We start from the raw sequence: 20444 nt of genomic DNA, 5'->3' as shown, positions 1-20444 counted from the left end.
CAGCGGGGGCGTCGCAGGCCGTCGCACGTGCACGGGCTGTGGGAGGATGGGCGGCATGCTTCGTTGGTTGACCGCTGGTGAGTCCCACGGACCCGAACTCATCGCGATGCTCGAGGGCCTGCCCGCTGGCGTCCCGGTGTCGTTCGAGTCCATCCGCACCGACCTCGCGCGACGCAAGCTCGGCTACGGCCGTGGCTCGCGCATGAAGTTCGAGCAGGACGAGCTGCACGTCTCGGGCGGCGTCCGCCACGGGTACTCCATGGGCAGCCCCATCGCGATCCGCATCGGCAACACCGAGTGGCCGAAGTGGGTCGAGGTGATGAGCCCGGAACCGATCGAGCAGACCGAGATGTCCCGTGGTCGCGGCGCACCCCTCACCCGGCCCCGCCCCGGCCACGCCGACCTCGTCGGCATGCAGAAGTACGGCTTCGACGAGGCCCGCCCGATCCTCGAGCGCGCCTCGGCCCGCGAGACCGCGGCTCGTGTCGCCCTCGGCGCCGTCGCGAAGTCCTTCCTGGCCGAGCTCGGCATCCGGTCGGTCGCGCACACCCTGCAGGTCGGTACCGTGCGCGTGCCGGACGGCACCGCGCTGCCGATGCCCGACGACGTCGACCGCCTCGACGAGGACCAGCTGCGCTGCGCCGACCCCGAGACGTCGGCACGCATGGTCACCGAGGTCGAGGCCGCGAAGAAGGACGGCGACACGCTCGGCGGCGTCGTCGAGGTGCTGTTCTACGGGGTCCCGCCGGGCCTCGGCTCGCACGTGCAGTGGGACCGTCGGCTCGACGCTCGGCTCGCCGCGGCGATCATGGGCATCCAGGCCATCAAGGGCGTCGAGGTCGGCGACGGCTTCGCGACCGCCGGTCGTCGCGGTTCGGCCGCGCACGACGAGCTGTACCGCGAGGACGGCGAGATCATCCGGACGAGCGACCGCGCCGGCGGGACCGAGGGCGGCATGTCCACGGGCACCGTGCTGCGGGTCCGTGCCGCGATGAAGCCGATCGCCACCATCCCGCACGCGCTGCACACCATCGACACCACCACGGGTGAGGACGCCGCAGCGCACCACCAGCGCAGCGACGTCTGCGCCGTGCCGGCCTCCGGCGTCGTCGCCGAGGCGATGGTCGCGCTCGTGCTCGCCGACGCCGTGCTCGAGAAGTTCGGCGGCGACAGCCTGGCCGAGACCAAGCGCAACCTGGAGGGGTACCTGGCCGCGATCCCGGAGACGCTGCGCTCCCGGCGCACCGAGACCGCCGAGCCGACCGCCGCCCGGTGACCGGGACGGGACCGGCGCAGGCGGCCACCGCGGGCAGCACCGCGCCGGTCGTGGTCATCGGACCGATGGGCGCCGGCAAGTCCAGCGTCGGCAAGCGCGTCGCGAAGGCGCTCGGGGTGTCCTTCACCGACACCGACCGTGCGATCGTCCGCGAGCACGGTCCGATCCCCGGCATCTTCGCCGACCGCGGTGAGGCGGCGTTCCGCGAGCTCGAGGCCGAGGCCGTGCGCGACGCGGTCACGCGCGGCGGCGTCGTCGCCGTCGGCGGGGGAGCGGTCACGCACGCGGCGACCCGCGAGGCGATGGCCGGCGCGCGGATCGTCCTGCTGACCGTCTCGCCCGAGGCCGTCGCCGACCGCATCGCCGGCAGCGACCGGCCGCTGCTGGCGGACGGCGGCATCGACGCGTGGCAGACCATCCTGGACGCACGCGCGGCGACGTACGCCGAACTCGCGCACGCGACCTTCGACACCTCGCGGCGACCGATGTCGCACGTCGTCGACGAGGTCGTCGCCTGGGTGCGGGGAAGCACACCGCCCGACCCCCGCACGTCGGCCGGTACGAGCACCCCGGCCGACACGCGCACATCGACCGGCACGAGCACGCCGACCGACACGAGCCCCGGAGCGGGGCGTCGCACCACCACCGGAGGGACCCCGTGAACCAGTCGACCCCGAGCACCCACCTGCCGGAGGGCACCACCGAGATCCGTGTCGGCGGGGAGGGCGGCTACGTCGTCGTGGTCGGGAACGGGCTGCTCGGCGCCGTCCCTGCACTGCTCGGGCCGCGGGTCGCGAAGGTGCTGATCGTGCACGCGCCGACGCTCGGCGCCCGCGCGAACGAACTCCGCGCGCTGCTGGCGGACGCCGGGCTCGAGGCGCTCATCGCCGAGGTGCCCGACGCCGAGGGCGCGAAGCGCGTCGAGGTCGCCGCATTCTGCTGGCAGGTGATGGGGCAGGCCGACTTCACCCGGACCGACGCCGTCATCGGGCTCGGCGGGGGCGCGGTGACCGACCTCGCGGGCTTCGTCGCCGCGACGTGGCTCCGCGGCGTCGCGTTCCTGGCGATCCCGACGAGCGTGCTCGCGATGGTGGACGCGAGCGTCGGCGGGAAGACGGGCATCAACACCAACGAGGGCAAGAACCTCGTCGGGGTTTTCGCCGCGCCGCGTGCGGTGGTCGTCGACCTCGACCTCGCGAAGACCCTGCCGCGGAACGAGATCCTGACCGGGTTCGCCGAGATCGTGAAGGCCGGGTTCATCGCGGTGCCGGAGATCCTCGACCTGGTCGAGGCCGACGTCGCCCGGGTCACCGACCCCACCACGCCGGAGTTCCGTCGCGTGGTCGAGCTGGCGATCGAGCTCAAGGCGCAGGTGGTGTCCGACGACTTCACCGAGCAGGGCCGCCGGGAGATCCTGAACTACGGGCACACGCTCGGGCACGCCATCGAGCACGCTGAGCGGTACCAGTGGCGGCACGGCGCGGCGGTCGCCGTCGGCATGGTGTTCGCGGCCGAGCTCGCCCGGCTCACGGGGCACCTCGACGACGCCACGGTCGATCGGCACCGCTCGATCCTGGAGTCGCTCGAGCTGCCGACCACGTACGGCCTCGGCAGGTGGGAGGGACTGCTCGCGACGATGCGTCGGGACAAGAAGGCCCGGGCCGGGATGCTGCGGTTCATCATCCTCGACGGGGTCGGCAAGCCGGTCACGCTCGAGGGACCCGAGGACCACCTGCTGTTCACGGCCTACCAGGAGGTCGGGGTCTAGGCCGACGCCGCCGAAGGGGTTCAGCGGAGCGTCGGCCGTGTCCGCCGCCACCACCACTTCAGGCGCATCGACACCGTGAGCACCCCGGTGCGTTGCCACTCCCGGAACTCCTCGACCGTGGCGCCGTTCTCCCACGCCCAGTACTCGTCGTCGTCCCGGTCGGGGTCGAGGGCGTCCGGCAGCGGCTTCAGGAGAGACATCAGGAGGGCTCCTCATCGGGTGACGGTGTCTGCAACGGTGACGGTGACGGTGACGGCGGTTGTCGTGGCGGTCGTGGTGGTTGCGACGCGACGGCCGGGTCGCTGGCGGGGGCGCGACGCGCGAGGCGTCGGTCGGCCTTCGGCCAGGACGTTACCGTCGCCAGGTTCCGCAGTACAGCGGTGGGAATGTTGTACGCGCTGCTGCCCGGGCGCTGGTCGAGCGCCCAGGTGAAGCGGTCCCAGGCATGGTGTCGGACCGCCGTTCGCCGCGCCTGGTGGGCGCCGAACCAGCTGACCGCCGCACCGACGATCGATGCGACCGCCGCGAGAGCGGCTGCGATGACTGCTGTCTCCATGCGATGATCCTGCGGCCCGGAAGGCGAGGCGAGGACGGCGGTGCGCCGACCTGTGGATGCCGCGCCGCGCCTCCCGGCTGTGGAGGAACACGGGCGCTGCGGCTGTCGCGCAGGGCCGGGGAGCAGACTGGTCCGGTGCCCACTCCGCCCCGCCTGAGCGACCTCGGTCAGCAGGACGTCGAGGTCGGCAGCCTGCGGTCCCGCGGCCGTCGCTTCGCCGAGCTGCTCGCGATCGCCCGCCGTCACCGGCTGCTGCCGATCCGTCGACTCGACTTCACCCGTGACCCCGCGACCGTGGACCTGCGACGTGACCAGGCCGAACACCTGCGCCGAGCGCTCGAGGAGGCCGGCGGCGGGTTCGTGAAGATGGGGCAGCTGCTGTCGACCCGGGACGACCTGCTCCCCGAGGAGTGGACCGAGGGGCTCGTGCACCTGCAGGGGAGTGTGACGCCCGCCGCCCCCGACGAGGTCGCCGCGCTGCTCCTGGAGGAGCTCGGCGCGCCGGTCGACGAGGTGTTCGCGACGTTCGACCCGGAGCCGGTCGCCGCGGCCTCGATCGCGCAGGTCCACCGCGCGACGCTGGCCGACGGGACCACCGTGGCCGTCAAGGTGCAGCGCCCCGGCATCGACGCGGCGGTGCGGCGGGACGTCGACATCGCGATGCGGGTCGTGCGGTTCCTCGCCCGGACCAGCGCCGAGGCGCGGCAGGTCGGCATCGTCGACGTCGCGCAGCAGTACGCGGACGACCTGGTCCGTCAGGTGGACTTCGCCTCCGAGATGCGGAACCTCGCGGCGCTGCGTGCGGCGCAGGCCCGGAGCGCGCGGCCGGATGCGGTGGCGTTCCCCGAGCCGTACCGGGAGCTCTCCACGCGACGGGTGATGGTGATGGAGTTCCTCGAGGGCGAGACCCTCAGCGCGCTCCGCGCCGTCCGGTCCGACCGCGACCTGGACGCGCCGATGCGCGCCGTGCTCGACGCGTTCCTGCGGCAGGTCGTGTTCGACGGGATCTACCACGCCGACCTGCACCCCGGGAACGTCGTGCTCCTGCCGGACGGTCGGCCGGCGCTCATCGACTTCGGGTCGGTCGGGCGGCTCGACCCGGGGCTGCGGGAGACCGTCCAGGAACTCCTCGCCGGGTACATCCAGGACGACACGGCACGGATCGCCGACGGGGTGCTCCGGATGGCGCCCGTGCGGGACCCCGAGGACGAAGCCGACTTCCGCCGGGACATCGCCGCGTTCGTCGCCGACGAGCTCGGGCCGGGTGCCCGCATCGGCGTGGAGACGGTGGACGACGCCGTGGCCGTCTTCGGGCGGTACCGGCTCAAGCCGCCGCCGGACTTCGTGGCCGCCGCCCGGGCACTCGCCATCTTCGAGGGGACGCTCCGGACCCTGGCGCCGTCGTTCGACCTGCTCGAGGAGTCCCGGGACCTGGCCCGTCGCCAGATCCGCGACCAGCTCCGCCCGAAGGCGGTGCGGGACCTGGCGCTGCGCGAACTCGTCGGCGTGGCGTCGACGCTCCGGAAGCTCCCGCGCCGGATCGACCGGATCGGCGAGGCCGTCGAGAAGGGCGACCTCGCGGTCCGGATCCGGCTGTTCTCGGACCGGCGCGACCGGGAGGTCGTCGCCGGCCTGGTCCGTCGGGTGCTGCTCGTGCTCCTCGGGGCAGGCGCCGGCGTGCTCGCGATCGTGTACCTGGCGACGCCGGTGCGGTCGGACGCCGTGCTGTCGACCGCGGGCGCCGGGGGACTGCTCGGCGGGACGGCGGTGGTGCTGCTGGTGTGGGCGGCCGTCGACGCGTGGATCGCACGGCGGAGACGGTGACGCCGTGCCGCGGCGCGGGCGTCCTGCGGCGGCAGGGACGCTGACGCCTGCGGCGACGCTGACGCCGTGCGTCGGCGGTCCTGCGGCGCGGGGCGTCCTGCCCTGCGGGCGTCCCGCCCCCGTCCGCTAGACTCGTCCGGGCGTCGGCTCGGGTCACCCCGGCCGACCCCGGGACCGGACGCACGTCCGGGAGACCTTCACAACACCATCGAACGGAAGACCCATGGCGAGTACCACTGACATCAAGAACGGCGCCGTTCTCATCATCGACGGGCAGCTCTGGTCGGTCGTCGAGTTCCAGCACGTCAAGCCGGGCAAGGGCGGCGCATTCGTCCGCACCAAGCTCAAGAACGTCGTCTCGGGCAAGGTCGTCGACCGCACGTTCAACGCCGGCGCGAAGATCGACACCGCGACCGTCGACCGTCGCGACTACCAGTACCTGTACCAGGACGGCGAGTCCTACGTGTTCATGGACACCGACACCTACGACCAGGTCCACGTCTCGGAGACCGTCGTCGGCGACGCCAAGAACTTCCTGCTCGAGTCCGCCATGGTCACCATCGCGATGAACGAGGGCAACCCGCTCTACATCGAGCTCCCGACCTCCATCGTCACCGAGGTCGAGACCGAGCCCGGCCTGCAGGGCGACCGCTCGTCCGGTGGCACGAAGGACGCGACGATCATCGCGACCGGCCACCGCATCCAGGTCCCGCTGTACCTCGAGAGCGGCACCACCGTGAAGATCGACACGCGCGACGGCAGCTTCCTCGGCCGCGTCAACAACTAGGCGACGCTGTATGAGTGCTCGTTCGAAGGCCCGCAAGCGCGCCCTCGACATGCTGTACGTGGCCGAGGTGCGTGAACTTCCGATCACCGACGTCCTGGCAACGGAGACCGTGCGGCACCTCGACCAGCCCGAGCGCGCCTCGAGCTGGGACTACGCACGACAGATCGTGACCGGTGTCGACGACGACCGGTCCGCGATCGACAAGGTGATCATCGAGCACGCGCAGGGCTGGTCGATCGCCCGCATGCCCGTGCTCGACCGCTGCATCCTCCGGATGGGCGTGTGGGAGATCCGGTACAACCCGGAGGTGCCCGACGCGGTGGCCATCGCCGAGGCGGTCGAACTCGCGCAGTCGCTGTCGACGGACGACTCGGCGAGCTTCGTGAACGGCGTCCTCGGCGCCGTCGCGGGCGGCCGGGGAGCAGCCGGTCGGAACGGCGACCACGGCACCGCGCAGCACGAGGAACCGTCCGATCGGACGGTCGCAGGGGACCAGGAGTCCCGGTAGGGTTGTCCACGTCAGCGTCCTTTAAGTCCGTCCGGTGAGGCGGGGAAGGAGGTCGGCGTGGGAACCAGAACGGTCCTGCAGCAGCCCGACATCACGCGTGCTCTGACACGCATCGCACACGAGATCCTCGAGGCCAACCACGGTGCCTCGGACCTGGTGTTGCTCGGCATCCCGACACGGGGTGCCGTCCTCGCCGAGCGACTCGACCGCGTCCTGGCCGACATCGAGCCCGAGTGGGCCAATGACCGCGACCAGCGGGTCGGGACCCTCGACGTCACGATGCACCGTGACGACCTCGGGCACGGCATCGGTCGCGCTCCGCACCGCACGACGATCCCGACGAGCGGCATCGACGGCAAGGTCGTCGTGCTCGTCGACGACGTGCTGTACTCCGGCCGGACCGTCCGGGCGGCGCTCGACGCGCTGCAGGGCATCGGCCGCCCGCGCGCGGTCCGCCTCGCGGTGCTCGTCGACCGTGGGCACCGGGAGCTGCCGATCCGTGCCGACCACGTGGGCAAGAACCTGCCCACCGCGTCGGACGAGCGGGTCACGCTGCGGCTGACCGAGACCGACGGCACGGACGAGGTCGTCATCGTGCAGCCCGGCGCGCCAACGCACCCCGAGCGGCATCAGCCCGGCGCGCCGGCCCACGCCGACCAGCAGCAGGCCGGCGCCACCGAGCAGACACGCTCCGAGCAGACACGCCCCGAGCAGCAGGGGGGCGCAGCGTGAAGCACCTCCTCTCCACCGCCGACCTGTCCCGCGCCGAGGCCGTCCACGTCCTCGACGTCGCCGAGGAGATGGCCGAGGTGAACACCCGCGAGGTCCGGAAGCTCCCGGCCCTCCGCGGCAAGACGGTCGTGAACCTCTTCTTCGAGGACTCCACCCGCACCCGCATCTCGTTCGAGGCCGCCGCCAAGCGCCTCTCGGCCGACGTCATCAACTTCGCCGCCAAGGGCTCGAGCGTCTCGAAGGGCGAGTCCCTCAAGGACACCGTGCAGACCCTCGGCGCGATGGGCATCGACGGGATCGTGATGCGCCACCACGCGTCCGGCGCCCCGCGCGTGCTCGCCGAGGCCGACTGGATCGACGTGCCCGTGGTGAACGCCGGCGACGGCACCCACGAGCACCCGACGCAGGCGCTCCTCGACGCCTTCACGATGCGGCGCCGCCTGCACGGTGGTGCGAGCCGCGGGAAGGGCCTCGACGGCGTCCGGGTGACGATCGTCGGCGACGTCCTGCACAGCCGGGTCGCGCGGAGCAACGCCTGGCTCCTCCGCACCCTCGGGGCCGAGGTCACCTTCGCCGCCCCGCCGACGCTGCTGCCCGCGGTGGACCGCCCGTTCGGCGCGGCGGTGCACCACGACCTCGACGCGGCCCTCGCCGAGGACCCGGACGTCGTGATGCTGCTCCGCATCCAGCAGGAGCGCATGAACGACGCGTTCTTCCCGAACCCCCGCGAGTACACGCGGCACTTCGGCCTGACCGCGGCCCGCGCTGCGGCGCTGTCCGAGCGCACGCTGATCATGCACCCGGGGCCGATGAACCGCGGGCTCGAGATCGCCGGCGTCGCCGCCGACGACCCCCGCTCGACGGTGGTCGAGCAGGTCGCGAACGGCGTCTCGGTCCGGATGGCCGTCCTGTACCTCGCCCTGACCGGCGAGCACGAACCGAAGGAGTCCGTCGCATGACCGCCCACCTCATCCGCGGCGCGCAGCTGGTCGACGGCTCGCGTGCCGACATCCGCCTGGAGGCGCGGCGCATCACCGCCGTCGGGTCCGGTCTCGACGTGGCCGGTGCCACGGTCGTCGACGCCGACGGGCTGATCGCCCTGCCCGGTCTGGTGGACCTCCACACCCACCTGCGCGAACCCGGTTTCGAGGAGTCCGAGACGGTGCTCACCGGGTCCCGTGCCGCGGCCGCCGGCGGCTTCACGGCCGTCAACGCGATGGCGAACTCGTCGCCGGTCGCCGACACCGCGGGCGTCGTCGAACAGGTGCAGGCACTCGGTGACGACGCCGGCTACGTCACGGTCCGCCCGATCGGTGCGGTCTCGCAGGGGCTGCAGGGCACCCACCTGTCCGAGATCGGCGCGATGGCGACGTCGCGGGCGAAGGTCCGGGTGTTCTCGGACGACGGTTCCTGCGTCGCCGACCCGCTGCTCATGCGCCGGGCGCTCGAGTACATCAAGGGCTTCGGCGGGGTGCTCGCGCAGCACGCCCAGGAGCCGCGACTGACCATCGGCGCGCAGATGAACGAGGGCCGGCTGTCGTCGGAGCTCGGGCTCGCCGGGTGGCCCGCCGTGGCCGAGGAGGCGATCATCGCCCGCGACGTGCTGCTCGCCGACCACGTCGGTGCCCGGCTGCACGTGTGCCACGTGTCGACCGCCGGCAGCGTCGAGGTCGTCCGGTGGGCGAAGTCCCGCGGGATCGACGTCACCGCCGAGGTCACGCCGCACCACCTCGTGCTCACCGAGGACCTCGTCGCCGGGGTCGACGGTGCGCCTGGGTACGACGCCCGGTACAAGGTGAACCCGCCCCTGCGCTCCCGCGAGGACGTCGACGCGCTGCGGGCCGCCCTGGCCGACGGCACCATCGACATCGTCGCCACCGACCACGCGCCGCACACGGCCGAGGCGAAGTGCTGCGAGTGGCCGGCCGCCGCGAACGGCATGGTCGGGCTCGAGTCGGCACTGAGCGTCGTGCACGCCGCCGTGGTCGAGAGCGGGCAGCTCGACTGGGCGGACGTCGCCCGGGTGCTCTCCGAGGCGCCGGCGCGGATCGGGCAGGTCCAGGGGCACGGCCAGGGCATCGTGGCGGGCGCACCCGCCGAGCTGACGTTGTACGACCCCGCCGCGGTGCGCGAGTTCTCGGTCGACGACCTCGCTGGGCAGTCGCAGAACTCGCCCTACCTCGGCATGCGCCTGCCCGGCCGCGTCGTCGCGACCTTCCACCAGGGCTACCCGACGCTGCTCGACGGCCGGCTCGTCGACACCGACACCGTCGCGGCCGCCGCGGCGGCCGCGACGGCGGCGCTCCGGTGAGCGGCGACGGGCTGCGCTGGCTGACCGGCGGGGTGGTGCTGCTGCTGGTGGCGCTGCTGTTCGTCGCGATGGCGCGCACCTGGCGGACCCGCACCCGCGCGCAGACGGCGGCCGTGCCTCCCGTCCCGGTCCCGGCCGGGCTGGGACCGGCGGCCGGGTCCTGGGACGGCTTCACCGTCGCGACGACCCGTGCCGACCAGCCGCTCGAGCGGATCACGGCGGGCGGACTCGGCTTCCGGGGCCGCGGCGGCGTGACCGTGCACGACACCGGTGTGGTGCTGCACCACGCCGGGGTGGCCGACCGCTGGATCGCGGCCGGCGACGTCCGCGGTGCCGACCGAGCGACCACGGCCATCGACCGCGTGGTCGAGCCGGGGGGACTGGTCCGTCTGCGATGGACGGCGACCGGCGCCGCAGGTGCGACGGACCTCGACACCTACTTCCGGTTCCCGCAGGGAGACCAGGCCGCACTGGCCGCCCTGCAGGGACTGACGACGACGAACGACCACCCGCAGAGCGCGGGCGAAGGGACGAACTGATGACACGCGAACGGGCTGTACTGGTCCTCGAGGACGGCACACGGTACGACGGTTGGGCGTACGGCGCACGAGGCCGATCCCTCGGCGAGGTCGTCTTCGCGACCGGCATGACCGGGTACCAGGAGACGCTCACCGACCCCTCCTACGCCGGGCAGATCGTGGTGCAGACCGCGCCGCACATCGGCAACACGGGCGTCAACGACGAGGACCCCGAGTCCCGTCGCATCTGGGTCGCCGGGTACGTGGTGCGCGACCCCAGCCGCGTGGTGTCGAACCACCGTGCGAACGCGACGCTCGACGACCACCTGGTGCGCGACGGCATCGTCGGCATCTCGGGGATCGACACCCGCGCGCTGACCCGCCGGATCCGCGACGCGGGCGCCATGAAGGGCGGCGTGTTCAGCGGTGCGGACGCAGCGCTCGACCCGGACGCGCAGCTCGACGCGGTCCGGTCGCAGGCGACGATGGCCGGGGCGAGCTTCTCGTCGGTCGTGTCGACGCCGGAGACGTACGTCGTCCCCGCCGTCGGCGAGCAGATCGGCCGGCTCGCGGTGCTCGACCTCGGCGTCAAGGCGTCGACCACGCGGTACCTGGCGGAGCGCGGCTTCGAGGTGCACGTGGTGCCGCAGGACATCACCGCCGCCGAGCTCTCGGCGCTCGACCCGGACGCGCTCTTCTACTCGAACGGCCCGGGCGACCCCGCGGCGAGCGACGCGCAGGTCGCGCTGCTGCAGGAGTCGCTGCGGACCGGGCGACCGTTCTTCGGCATCTGCTTCGGCAACCAGCTCCTCGGCCGCGCGCTCGGCTTCGGCACGTACAAGCTGCCGTTCGGCCACCGCGGGATCAACCAGCCGGTGCTGGACACGGCCACCGGCAAGGTCGAGATCACGAGCCAGAACCACGGCTTCGCGGTCGACGCGCCCCTCGGCGAGGTGCTCGAGTCGCCGGCCGGGTTCGGCCGCGTCGAGGTCTCGCACTACTCCCTGAACGACCAGGTCGTCGAGGGCCTCCGCGCGCTCGACGTGCCGGCGTTCAGCGTGCAGTACCACCCGGAGGCGGCGGCCGGTCCGCACGACTCCATGTACCTGTTCGACCGGTTCGCCGAGATGGTCCGCGCACGACGTGCCGGCGAGCCGCTCGACGCGGCGACCGCCACCGCGACCACCCCCGCAGCCGACGTCACGAAGGAAGCCAACTGATGCCGAAGCGCGCAGACATCGAGTCCGTCCTCGTCATCGGCTCCGGTCCGATCGTCATCGGGCAGGCCGCCGAGTTCGACTACTCCGGCACCCAGGCGTGCCGCGTCCTCCGTGCCGAGGGCGTCCGCGTGATCCTCGTCAACCCGAACCCGGCGACGATCATGACCGACCCGGACTTCGCCGACGCGACGTACATCGAGCCGATCACGAGCGCCTCGCTCGAGGAGATCATCCGGATCGAGCGTCCGGACGCCGTCCTGCCGACGCTCGGCGGCCAGACGGCCCTGAACGCCGCGATCAAGCTCGACGCCGAGGGGATCCTCGCGAAGTACGACGTCGAGCTCATCGGCGCGAAGGTCGACGCGATCCAGCGTGGTGAGGACCGGCAGCTCTTCAAGGAGCTCGTGCTGGAGTCCGGCGCCGACGTCGCCCGGAGCCACATCGCGCACACGCTGGACGAGGCGAAGGAGTTCGCGAAGGACCTCGGCTACCCGCTCGTCGTGCGCCCGTCCTTCACGATGGGCGGCCTCGGCTCCGGCTTCGCGTACAACGAGGAGGAGCTCATCCGCTTCGTGGGCGACGGCCTGCAGTCGAGCCCGACCACCGAGGTGCTCCTGGAGGAGTCGATCCTCGGCTGGAAGGAGTACGAGCTCGAGCTCATGCGCGACAACTTCGACAACACCGTCGTGATCTGCTCGATCGAGAACGTCGACCCGGTGGGCGTCCACACGGGTGACTCGATCACGGTCGCTCCCGCGCTGACGCTGACCGACCGCGAGTACCAGAACATGCGGAACATCGGCATCGACATCATCCGCCGCGTGGGCGTCGACACGGGTGGCTGCAACATCCAGTTCGCGGTCGACCCGTCGAACGGCCGGCTCATCGTCATCGAGATGAACCCGCGCGTGTCCCGCTCGTCGGCCCTGGCGTCGAAGGCGACCGGGTTCCCGATCGCCAAGATCGCCGCGAAGCTCGCGATCGGCTACCGCCTGGACGAGATCGAGAACGACATCACCCGCGTCACCCCGGCGAGCTTCGAGCCGACGCTCGACTACGTCGTCGTGAAGACCCCGCGGTTCGCGTTCGAGAAGTTCCCGGCCGCCGACGCGACGCTCACGACGACGATGAAGAGCGTGGGCGAGGCGATGGCCATCGGCCGCAACTACGCCACGGCGCTGCAGAAGTCGCTCCGCTCGCTCGAGAAGCGCGGCTCGTCGTTCCACTGGGACACCCCGGCGGCGGACTTCGACAAGGACGCCCTGCTCGAGAAGGCCCGGATCCCGACCGACGGCCGCATCGTGACGGTGCAGCAGGCCCTGGTCGCCGGTGCCACCGCGGACGAGGTGTTCGAGGCCACGAAGATCGACCCGTGGTTCATCGACCAGATCGTGCTCATCAACGAGGTCGCGGCCGAGGTCGCGGCAGCGGGGACGCTCGACGCCGACACCGTGCGCTGGGCCAAGGAACACGGCTTCAGCGACGCGCAGATCGCGAGCCTGCGCGGCATCTCCGAGCAGGAGGCACGCGACGCCCGGCACGCGCTGGGCATCCGCCCGGTCTTCAAGACCGTCGACACCTGTGCCGGCGAGTTCCCGGCCCTCACGCCGTACCACTACTCGTCGTACGACACCGAGACCGAGGTCGCCGCGAGCGACCGGAAGAAGGTCGTCATCCTCGGGTCCGGCCCGAACCGCATCGGCCAGGGCGTCGAGTTCGACTACTCGTGCGTGCACGCGTCCTTCGCGCTGAGCGACGCCGGGTTCGAGACGATCATGATCAACTGCAACCCCGAGACGGTGAGCACCGACTACGACACCTCGGACCGCCTCTACTTCGAGCCGCTGACCACCGAGGACGTCCTCGAGGTCATCGCCGCCGAGGCGGCGTCCGGCGAGCTCGTGGGCGTGGTCGTGCAGCTCGGGGGCCAGACCGCCCTCGGGCTCGCGAAGCCGCTCGAGGCCGCTGGCATCCCGATCCTCGGCACGACGCCGACCGCGATCGACTCCGCCGAGGAGCGCGGCCAGTTCTCGCGCATCCTCGAGGAGGCCGGGCTGCTGGCGCCGCGCAACGGCACGGCGCACGACCTCGCGAGCGCGACCGCCGTGGCGGAGGAGATCGGCTACCCGGTGCTCGTCCGGCCGTCGTTCGTGCTCGGCGGCCGCGGCATGGAGATCGTCTACGACCCGAGCGCCCTCGCCGACTACTTCGACCGGATGGCCGACCAGGCGATCATCGGGCCGGACCTGCCCCTGCTGGTGGACCGGTTCCTCGACGACGCCGTGGAGATCGACGTCGACGCGCTGTTCGACGGGGAGCGCCTGTACATCGGCGGCATCATGGAGCACATCGAGGAGGCCGGCATCCACTCCGGTGACTCGGCGTGCACCCTGCCCCCGGTCGGCCTCGGCAAGGCGGAGATCCGCGGCGTGGTCGCGGCGACCGAGAAGATCGCCCGCGGCATCGGCGTGCAGGGCCTGCTCAACGTGCAGTTCGCCATCGGCGCGGGTGTGCTCTACGTCCTCGAGGCGAACCCGCGTGCCAGCCGCACGGTCCCGTTCGTGTCGAAGGCGCTGGGGATCCCGCTCGCCAAGGCCGCTGCGCGGATCATGACGGGCACGACCATCGACGCGCTCGTCGCCGAGGGCATGCTGCCCGAGCGCGACGGTTCCTCGGTGCCGCCGCAGGCCCCGGTCGCCGTCAAGGAGGCCGTGCTGCCCTTCCGCCGGTTCCGCACCCACGACGGCCAGGTCGTCGACTCGGTGCTCAGCCCGGAGATGCGCTCCACGGGCGAGGTCATGGGCATCGACCGGGACTTCCCGCGCGCGTTCCTCAAGTCGCAGGACGCCGCGTACGGCGGGCTGCCGACGAGCGGCACCGTGTTCGTGAGCGTCGCGGACACCGACAAGCGCCAGGTCGTCCTGCCCGTGCACCGGCTGCAGCAGCTCGGCTTCACGATCACCGCGACCGAGGGGACCGCCGAGGTCCTGCGCCGCAACGGCATCGAGGTCACGCTCGTCGGCAAGTACAGCGAGGGCGGCGAGAGCGTCGTCGACCTGCTCGCCCGCGACGCCGTCGACATCGTGATCAACACCCCGTCCGGCGCGGCCGGTCGTGCCGACGGCTACGAGATCCGCGCGGCGACCGTGGCCGCGGACAAGCCGCTCTTCACGACGATCGCGCAGCTCGGCGCGGCGGTCGCCGCGATCGAGACGATCGGCACCCCGCTCAGCGCGCGCAGCCTGCAGGACTACGCACTCGAGCGCGCGAGCTGGTGACGGTGACCGACGTGGTCACCGACCGGCCGGGAGGCGCGACCCCCTTCGGCGTGCGGCTCGCCGCCGCCGTGGGGGAGCGTTCCCCCCTGTGCGTCGGCATCGACCCCCACGCCGCCACCCTGGCGGCGTGGGGGCTCGGCCGCGACGAGGCCGGCCTGACGGCCTTCGGCGCGACCCTGGTCGACGCGGCCGCCGGCCGCGCGGCGATCGTGAAGCCGCAGGTCGCCTTCTTCGAGGCGGCCGGGGTGGCGGGCTACCGTGCGCTCGACGCGACCCTGCGTCGGGCACGCGATGCGGGCCTCCTGGTCGTCGCCGACGTCAAGCGTGGCGACATCGGCTCGACGGGTGACGACTACGCGCTCGCGTGGCTCGGCCGCGACGGGCCGTTCCGGGCGGACGCGATGACCGTGTCGCCCTACCTCGGCTACGGATCGCTGGCCGGCACCGTCGACGTCGCGCGCCGGAACGGCGCCGGGGTCTTCGTGCTCGCCGCGACGAGCAACCCGGAGGCGCGCCTGCTCCAGACCGCGGTCGTCGCGGAGGGCCCGCGTGCCGGACGGAGCGTGGCGGCCGGTATCGTCTTGGACGTGGCAGACGACAACCGGACCGGCGGCGACCAGCCGCTCGGGGACGTCGGGCTCGTGCTCGGCGCCACCCTCGACCTCGACGACTTCGGCATCGACGCGCAGGCCATCGGCTCCGCGCCGGTGCTCGCCCCGGGCTTCGGAGCCCAGGGCGCCCGCATCGAGGACCTCCGGTCGCTGTACGGCGCGCGTGCCGAGCAGGTCCTGGTGAGCGAGTCGCGCGGGCTGCTCGTCGACGGGCCGGACGGTGTCGCGGCGCTCGTGTGCGACCGTTCGGACCGCATCCGCGCAGCCCTGGCGGTCGCCGCGTGACCGACGACCGCGACGCCCTGCCCGCGCACCGCAACCCGCCGGAGGTCGACCGCGTCGCCGCCGCCCGTGCAGCCGTCGCCGCGCGACGCGCCCGGGCCGCGGTGAAGGCCCAGGTCGCCTCGGGGGAGCGCAGCCCCCTCGAGGTGGCGCGGGCCGCCTGGTCGGACGCCGACCTGCCCGCCGAGAAGTCCCTGCGGGTGCGCGACCTGCTGACGAGCATCTCCGGCATCGGACCCGCGCGCGCCGAGGCCGTGATGGGCGAGCTCCGCATCGCGCCGTCGAAGCGCCTCGGCGGACTCGGGTCCCGGCAGCGGACGGCCCTCGCCGACTGGCTCGCCGCACGTGGCCGCAAGCGCGGGGCGTCGAAGCTCGTCGTGCTCGCAGGACCGACCGCCGTCGGCAAGGGCACGGTGAGCGCGTACATCCGCGAGCAGTACCCGGACGTGAACCTCAGCGTCTCGGCGACGACCCGCAAGCCGCGTCCCGGCGAGGTCGACGGCGTGCACTACTACTTCGTGGACGACGCCGAGTTCGACCGGATGATCCGCGACCGCGAGCTGCTCGAGTGGGCGGTCGTGCACAACTCCTACCGCTACGGCACACCCCGTCCGCCGATCGACCGTGCGCTCGACGCCGGCGACAAGGTGATGCTCGAGATCGACCTGCAGGGCGCCCGGCAGGTGCGCGACGCCATGCCCGAGGCCGTGCTCGTGTTCCTGCTCCCGCCGACGTGGGACGAGCTCGTCCGTCGACTGATCGGCCGCGGCACCGAGTCCGCCGAGGAACAGGCGCGACGGCTCGAGACCGCGAAGGTCGAACTCGCCGCCCAGGACGAGTTCGACGTGCGGATCGTGAACTCCGATGTCGGCACCGCGGCACGCGAGGTCGTAGACTTGTTCTCTGCGCCCTGACACGGGCGTCCCCGCGCCCGCCGGCCAGCTCCGGCAGCGCGTCCCGCGAGTCCGGCCCCGGTCGGCGTCGCGCCCCACGCATCCGCTGCCGACAGGAGACACCATGGCCAACCCCCAGGGCATCATCGACCCGCCCATCGACGACCTGCTCGCCAAGGTGGAGTCGAAGTACGCGCTCGTCATCTTCGCCTCGAAGCGCGCGCGCCAGATCAACGACTACTACGCCGACCTGCACGAGGGTTCGCTCTTCGACAACGTCGGCCCGCTCGTCGACTCGACGATCGACGACAAGCCGCTGTCCGTCGCTCTCCACGAGATCAACGAGGACAAGCTGACCGTCACCAAGCAGCAGCAGCCCGCCGACTGATCGCGGTGACGAGCACCAACCTGCGCCTCTTCACGTCCGAGTCGGTGACGGAGGGGCACCCCGACAAGATCTGCGACCAGATCTCGGACACGATCCTGGACGCCCTGCTCACGGTCGACCCGCACGCGCGCGTCGCTGTCGAGACGATGGTGACGACGGGTCTGGTGCACGTCGCCGGCGAGGTCACCACCTCGGGCTACGTCGAGATCCCGAAGCTCGTGCGTGACGTCATCACGGGCATCGGGTACAACTCGTCCGAGGTGTCCTTCGACGGCCGCACCTGCGGTGTCGAGGTGTCGATCGGTGCGCAGTCCCCGGACATCGCGCAGGGGGTCGACGAGTCGCTCGACTCGCGCTCCGGTGCCGGCGTCGACCCGCTCGACCGCCAGGGTGCCGGCGACCAGGGCATCATGTTCGGCTTCGCGACGAACGAGACGCCCGAGTACATGCCCGTCGCGATCTGGCTGGCGCACCGACTGGCCGAGCGTCTGGCCGAGGTCCGCAAGACCGGCCAGCTCGACTTCCTGCGTCCTGACGGCAAGACCCAGGTCACCGTCGGGTACGACGGCGTCGTGCCGAAGACGGTCGAGACCGTCGTGCTCTCGACGCAGCACTCGCCGGCGGTCACGCTCGCCGAGCTCACCGCGCAGATCACCGAGCACGTCATCCGTCCGGTGCTCGACCTGGTCGACCTCGACTCGTCGCACGTCGACGTCATCGTGAACCCGACCGGCCGCTTCGAGATCGGCGGTCCGCAGGGCGACGCCGGGCTCACCGGGCGCAAGGTCATCGTCGACACGTACGGCGGCGCGTCCCGCCACGGCGGTGGCGCGTTCAGCGGCAAGGACCCGTCGAAGGTCGACCGTTCGGCCGCGTACGCGCTCCGTTGGGTCGCGAAGAACGCCGTCGCAGCGGGCCTGGCCGACCGCCTCGAGGTCCAGGTCGCCTACGCGATCGGCCGTGCGAAGCCGGTCGGGCTGTACGTCGAGTCCTTCGGCACCGGCCACGTCGACGACGCCACGATCGAGGCCGCGATCCTCGAGGTCTTCGACCTCCGTCCGGCCGCGATCATCCGCGACCTCGACCTGCTCAAGCCGCGGTACGCGCAGACCGCCGCGTACGGGCACTTCGGCCGCGAGCTGCCCGGGTTCACCTGGGAGCAGCTCGACCGTGTCGACGCCCTCCGCGCTGCAGCAGGGCTCGTCGCCGCAGCCGTCTAGGCACCGCGTGCGTCCGTCCCGCCGACGTCCGGGCACCGTGTGACCACCGTCGCGCGCGTCGTCCTCGACTCGCCGCTCCCGCAGTTGGACCGTCTGTTCGACTACCGGGTGCCGGCCGAGCTCGAGGACGACTGCGTGCCCGGGGTCCGCGTGAAGGTGCCGCTGCGCACCGGTGCCCGGATGTCGGACGCCTACGTCGTCGAACTCGTCTCCGAGGGGGACTGGCCGGGCGAGTTGAGTCCGATCGAGCAGGTGCTCTCGCCGGTCCCGGTGCTCGCGCCCGAGATCTGGACGCTCGCCCGTGCCGTCGCCGACCGTGCGGCGGGGGTGGCGTCCGATGTGCTCCGGCTCGCGGTCCCGCCCCGGCAGGTCCGTGCCGAGAAGGCCTGGCTCGCCCGGGACACGTCGTGGTCGCCGCCGCCGGTCGTCGCCCCGCCGGTCACCGGCTACGCCGAGGGCGTCCTGGAGGCGCTGGTCGCCGAGCGCGGTCGGGCTGCGGTGGCCGCGGTGCCGCACCCGGTGGCGCTCCGCCCGGTCCGGGGTGGTCCGTCGGCGGCGGCCGCGCCGTCCTCGACTCCAGATGTCGCGTCTGCGACGGCGGGCGCCCCGCCCTCGGCGCACGCCGAGCCGTCTGCGACGCACCCCGAGGCGTCTGCGACGCACCCCGAGGCGTCTGCGACGGCGGACGCGCCGTCCGCGGCGGCGGACGTGCCGGCCGCGACGGCACCGGCGCCGGCCTCGACCCCGGGCGGGTCGTCACCGCTCGGCGCGGGCCCCGACGACGTGTGGGTGCCCGGCTGGGCCGCCACCGTCGCCCAGGCCGCCGCGCACGCGCTGGCCGCCGAGCGGTCCGCGGTCGTCGCGGTCCCCGACTTCCGCGACGTGCAGGACCTCGAGCGGGCGCTGCTCGCCGTGCTGCCGCCGGAACGCGTCGTGCGGTTCGACGCGAAGCAGACGAACGGGCAGCGTGCGAAGGCACTGCTGCAGGCCCGGACGCACGCGGTGGTCGCGATCGGCAACCGCACCGCCGTCTACGCGCCGGCGACGGAGCTCGGACTCGTCGTGCTGTGGGACGACGGCGACGCCTCGTTCGTCGAGCCGCGCGCGCCGTACGTGCACACGCGCGACGTCGCCCTCATCCGGGCCGCACAGTCGGGCGCCGGTCTGCTGTTCGTCTCGCACGCGCGGAGCACCGACGTGCAACGCCTCGTCGAGCTGCACTGGCTCGACGAGGTGACGCCGTACCGCGTGCGGACGCCGAAGGTCATCCCGACCGTGCAGCAGTCGGCGGCCGAGGGCCACGCCGCGCAGGCCCGCATCCCGAGCACCGCATGGCGCGCTGCCCGTGAGGCCAGTCGTGAGGGACCGGTGCTCGTGCAGGTCGCGAGCCCCGGGTTCGGCACCGGACTCGTCTGCGCGCAGTGCGGGGAGCGTGCGCACTGCCGCGTGTGCGGCGGCCCGCTCGGGCAGCCCCACCGCGGCGCCACACCGCAGTGCCGGTTCTGCGGCGCCCTCGCGGTCGGGTTCCGCTGCCCGACCTGCGGCAACGGGACCGTCAAGGCCGTCGGACAGGGGGCGCAGCGCACGGCCGACGAGCTCGGTCGGGCGTTCCCCGGCACGCGCATCGTCGTCGCGGACGGTTCACGCCCGCTCGACGAGGTCCCCGCCCGCCCGTCCGTCGTGGTGGCGACGCGCGGCGCCGAGCCGAACGTGCCCGGGGGCTACGCCTGCGTACTGCTGCTCGACGGTGAGCGCATGCTCGCCCGCGAGGGCCTGCGCGTGCAGGAGGACGTGCTGCGCTTCTGGACCGGCGCCGCCGCGAAGGGGGCACCGGGCGCCGAGGTGTACCTCGTCGGCATCGGGGGACGGCTCGCGACCGCGATGGCGCTCTGGCGGCTCGACGGCCCCGCGCACGACGAACTCGTCGACCGCCGGGCGTTGCACTTCCCGCCGGCGGTCCGCGTGGCGACGCTGACGGGCACGGACGAAGCGGTGACCGCCGCGGTGGAGGCACTCGGTGACGCCACGGCCGGCCCCGTGCTCGGCCCGGTCCCGGCGCCGGACGACCCGGTCCCGGGGACGGTCCGGGCGATCGTGCGCTTCCCGTACGCGCACGGCGCCGAGGTCGCGGCGACCCTCAAGGCCGAGGTCATCCGGCGGTCGTCGACCCGCCGCGTGCTGCCGGGCGGCAACCGGCGCCGCGCCGCCCCGACGCTCCGGGTGCGGATGGACGACGTCGAACCCTTCAGCGAGGTCTGACCCCCGTCCCTGC

General features: G+C 72.8%; 19 protein-coding genes. 17 read left to right on the top strand and 2 right to left on the bottom strand.

Features of this window, described 5'->3' with window-relative positions; all coding sequences use genetic code 11:
- Positions 1–55: 55 nt before the first annotated feature.
- Genes aroC through aroB form a run of 3 tightly spaced genes read left to right on the top strand, consistent with a single transcriptional unit; the run spans position 56 to position 3044 of the window.
- Positions 56–1276 carry a chorismate synthase gene (aroC, locus tag QOL15_RS09265; RefSeq protein ID WP_071249573.1) on the top strand — a complete coding sequence of 407 codons (1221 nt, stop codon included), beginning with the start codon at positions 56–58 and terminating at the stop codon, positions 1274–1276.
- Entirely contained in the window at positions 1273–1938 is a 666-nt protein-coding gene (locus tag QOL15_RS09260; RefSeq protein WP_370692356.1) for a shikimate kinase, read from the top strand. The genes aroC and QOL15_RS09260 overlap by 4 nt, the downstream gene beginning before the upstream one ends.
- A 23-nt stretch (positions 1939–1961) precedes the next feature.
- Positions 1962–3044, top strand: coding sequence for a 3-dehydroquinate synthase (gene aroB / locus QOL15_RS09255; protein ID WP_065959316.1), 1083 nt, complete (start codon positions 1962–1964; stop codon positions 3042–3044).
- Positions 3045–3064: 20 nt separating this feature from the next.
- On the opposite strand, the gene QOL15_RS09250 is transcribed toward aroB, so the two are convergent.
- Together QOL15_RS09250 and QOL15_RS09245 are read right to left on the bottom strand one after the other, a co-directional pair.
- The gene (locus QOL15_RS09250; RefSeq protein WP_065959176.1) at positions 3065–3244 is read right to left on the bottom strand and encodes a hypothetical protein; all 180 of its coding nucleotides are present in this window, start codon (positions 3242–3244) and stop codon (positions 3065–3067) included.
- Positions 3244–3600 carry a hypothetical protein gene (locus QOL15_RS09245; protein WP_175473884.1) on the bottom strand — a complete coding sequence of 119 codons (357 nt, stop codon included), beginning with the start codon at positions 3598–3600 and terminating at the stop codon, positions 3244–3246. The genes QOL15_RS09250 and QOL15_RS09245 overlap by 1 nt, the downstream gene beginning before the upstream one ends.
- 135 nt (positions 3601–3735) lie before the next feature.
- Here QOL15_RS09245 and QOL15_RS09240 point away from each other — a divergent pair, with 135 nt between their 5' ends.
- The 14 genes from QOL15_RS09240 (at position 3736) to QOL15_RS09175 (ending at position 20431) form a co-directional block, all read left to right on the top strand.
- Positions 3736–5424 (top strand): AarF/ABC1/UbiB kinase family protein, encoded by a 1689-nt coding sequence (locus QOL15_RS09240; RefSeq protein WP_071249561.1) that lies wholly within the window; start codon positions 3736–3738, stop codon positions 5422–5424.
- Positions 5425–5647: 223 nt separating this feature from the next.
- Positions 5648–6211, top strand: a complete 564-nt coding sequence (efp, locus tag QOL15_RS09235; RefSeq protein ID WP_065959173.1) for an elongation factor P — start codon at positions 5648–5650, stop codon at positions 6209–6211.
- A 10-nt stretch (positions 6212–6221) separates the two neighbouring features.
- A complete protein-coding gene (gene nusB, locus QOL15_RS09230; protein WP_254784166.1) occupies positions 6222–6719 on the top strand; it encodes a transcription antitermination factor NusB in 498 nt (165 codons plus the stop codon).
- Between the two features lie 57 nt (positions 6720–6776).
- Complete coding sequence (pyrR, locus tag QOL15_RS09225) at positions 6777–7451, top strand: bifunctional pyr operon transcriptional regulator/uracil phosphoribosyltransferase PyrR (protein ID WP_083394160.1); 675 nt, start codon at positions 6777–6779, stop codon at positions 7449–7451.
- Positions 7448–8410, top strand: coding sequence for an aspartate carbamoyltransferase catalytic subunit (locus QOL15_RS09220; RefSeq protein WP_065959169.1), 963 nt, complete (start codon positions 7448–7450; stop codon positions 8408–8410). The genes pyrR and QOL15_RS09220 overlap by 4 nt, the downstream gene beginning before the upstream one ends.
- Positions 8407–9762 (top strand): dihydroorotase, encoded by a 1356-nt coding sequence (locus tag QOL15_RS09215; protein WP_071249556.1) that lies wholly within the window; start codon positions 8407–8409, stop codon positions 9760–9762. Before QOL15_RS09220 ends, QOL15_RS09215 begins: the two co-directional genes overlap by 4 nt.
- Complete coding sequence (locus QOL15_RS09210; protein ID WP_083394159.1) at positions 9759–10301, top strand: hypothetical protein; 543 nt, start codon at positions 9759–9761, stop codon at positions 10299–10301. Before QOL15_RS09215 ends, QOL15_RS09210 begins: the two co-directional genes overlap by 4 nt.
- Positions 10301–11500, top strand: coding sequence for a glutamine-hydrolyzing carbamoyl-phosphate synthase small subunit (carA, locus tag QOL15_RS09205; protein WP_071249555.1), 1200 nt, complete (start codon positions 10301–10303; stop codon positions 11498–11500). The genes QOL15_RS09210 and carA overlap by 1 nt, the downstream gene beginning before the upstream one ends.
- Positions 11500–14778, top strand: a complete 3279-nt coding sequence (carB, locus tag QOL15_RS09200; protein WP_071249554.1) for a carbamoyl-phosphate synthase large subunit — start codon at positions 11500–11502, stop codon at positions 14776–14778. The genes carA and carB overlap by 1 nt, the downstream gene beginning before the upstream one ends.
- A 2-nt stretch (positions 14779–14780) precedes the next feature.
- On the top strand, positions 14781–15674 hold the full coding sequence (pyrF, locus tag QOL15_RS09195; RefSeq protein WP_370692355.1) for an orotidine-5'-phosphate decarboxylase: 894 nt from the start codon (positions 14781–14783) through the stop codon (positions 15672–15674).
- Positions 15671–16585, top strand: coding sequence for a guanylate kinase (gene gmk, locus QOL15_RS09190; RefSeq protein ID WP_253181516.1), 915 nt, complete (start codon positions 15671–15673; stop codon positions 16583–16585). The genes pyrF and gmk overlap by 4 nt, the downstream gene beginning before the upstream one ends.
- A gap of 103 nt (positions 16586–16688) precedes the next feature.
- Positions 16689–16952, top strand: a complete 264-nt coding sequence (gene rpoZ / locus QOL15_RS09185; RefSeq protein WP_071249552.1) for a DNA-directed RNA polymerase subunit omega — start codon at positions 16689–16691, stop codon at positions 16950–16952.
- A 5-nt stretch (positions 16953–16957) separates the two neighbouring features.
- Complete coding sequence (gene metK, locus QOL15_RS09180) at positions 16958–18172, top strand: methionine adenosyltransferase (RefSeq protein WP_065959153.1); 1215 nt, start codon at positions 16958–16960, stop codon at positions 18170–18172.
- Positions 18173–18211: 39 nt separating this feature from the next.
- Positions 18212–20431, top strand: a complete 2220-nt coding sequence (locus tag QOL15_RS09175) for a hypothetical protein (protein WP_071249550.1) — start codon at positions 18212–18214, stop codon at positions 20429–20431.
- Positions 20432–20444: the final 13 nt, after the last annotated feature.

Origin of the sequence: Curtobacterium sp. MCBA15_012 (assembly GCF_001864935.2) — a bacterium.
Lineage (GTDB): Bacteria > Actinomycetota > Actinomycetes > Actinomycetales > Microbacteriaceae > Curtobacterium.
This window is presented reverse-complemented; position numbering and strand designations above follow the sequence as displayed.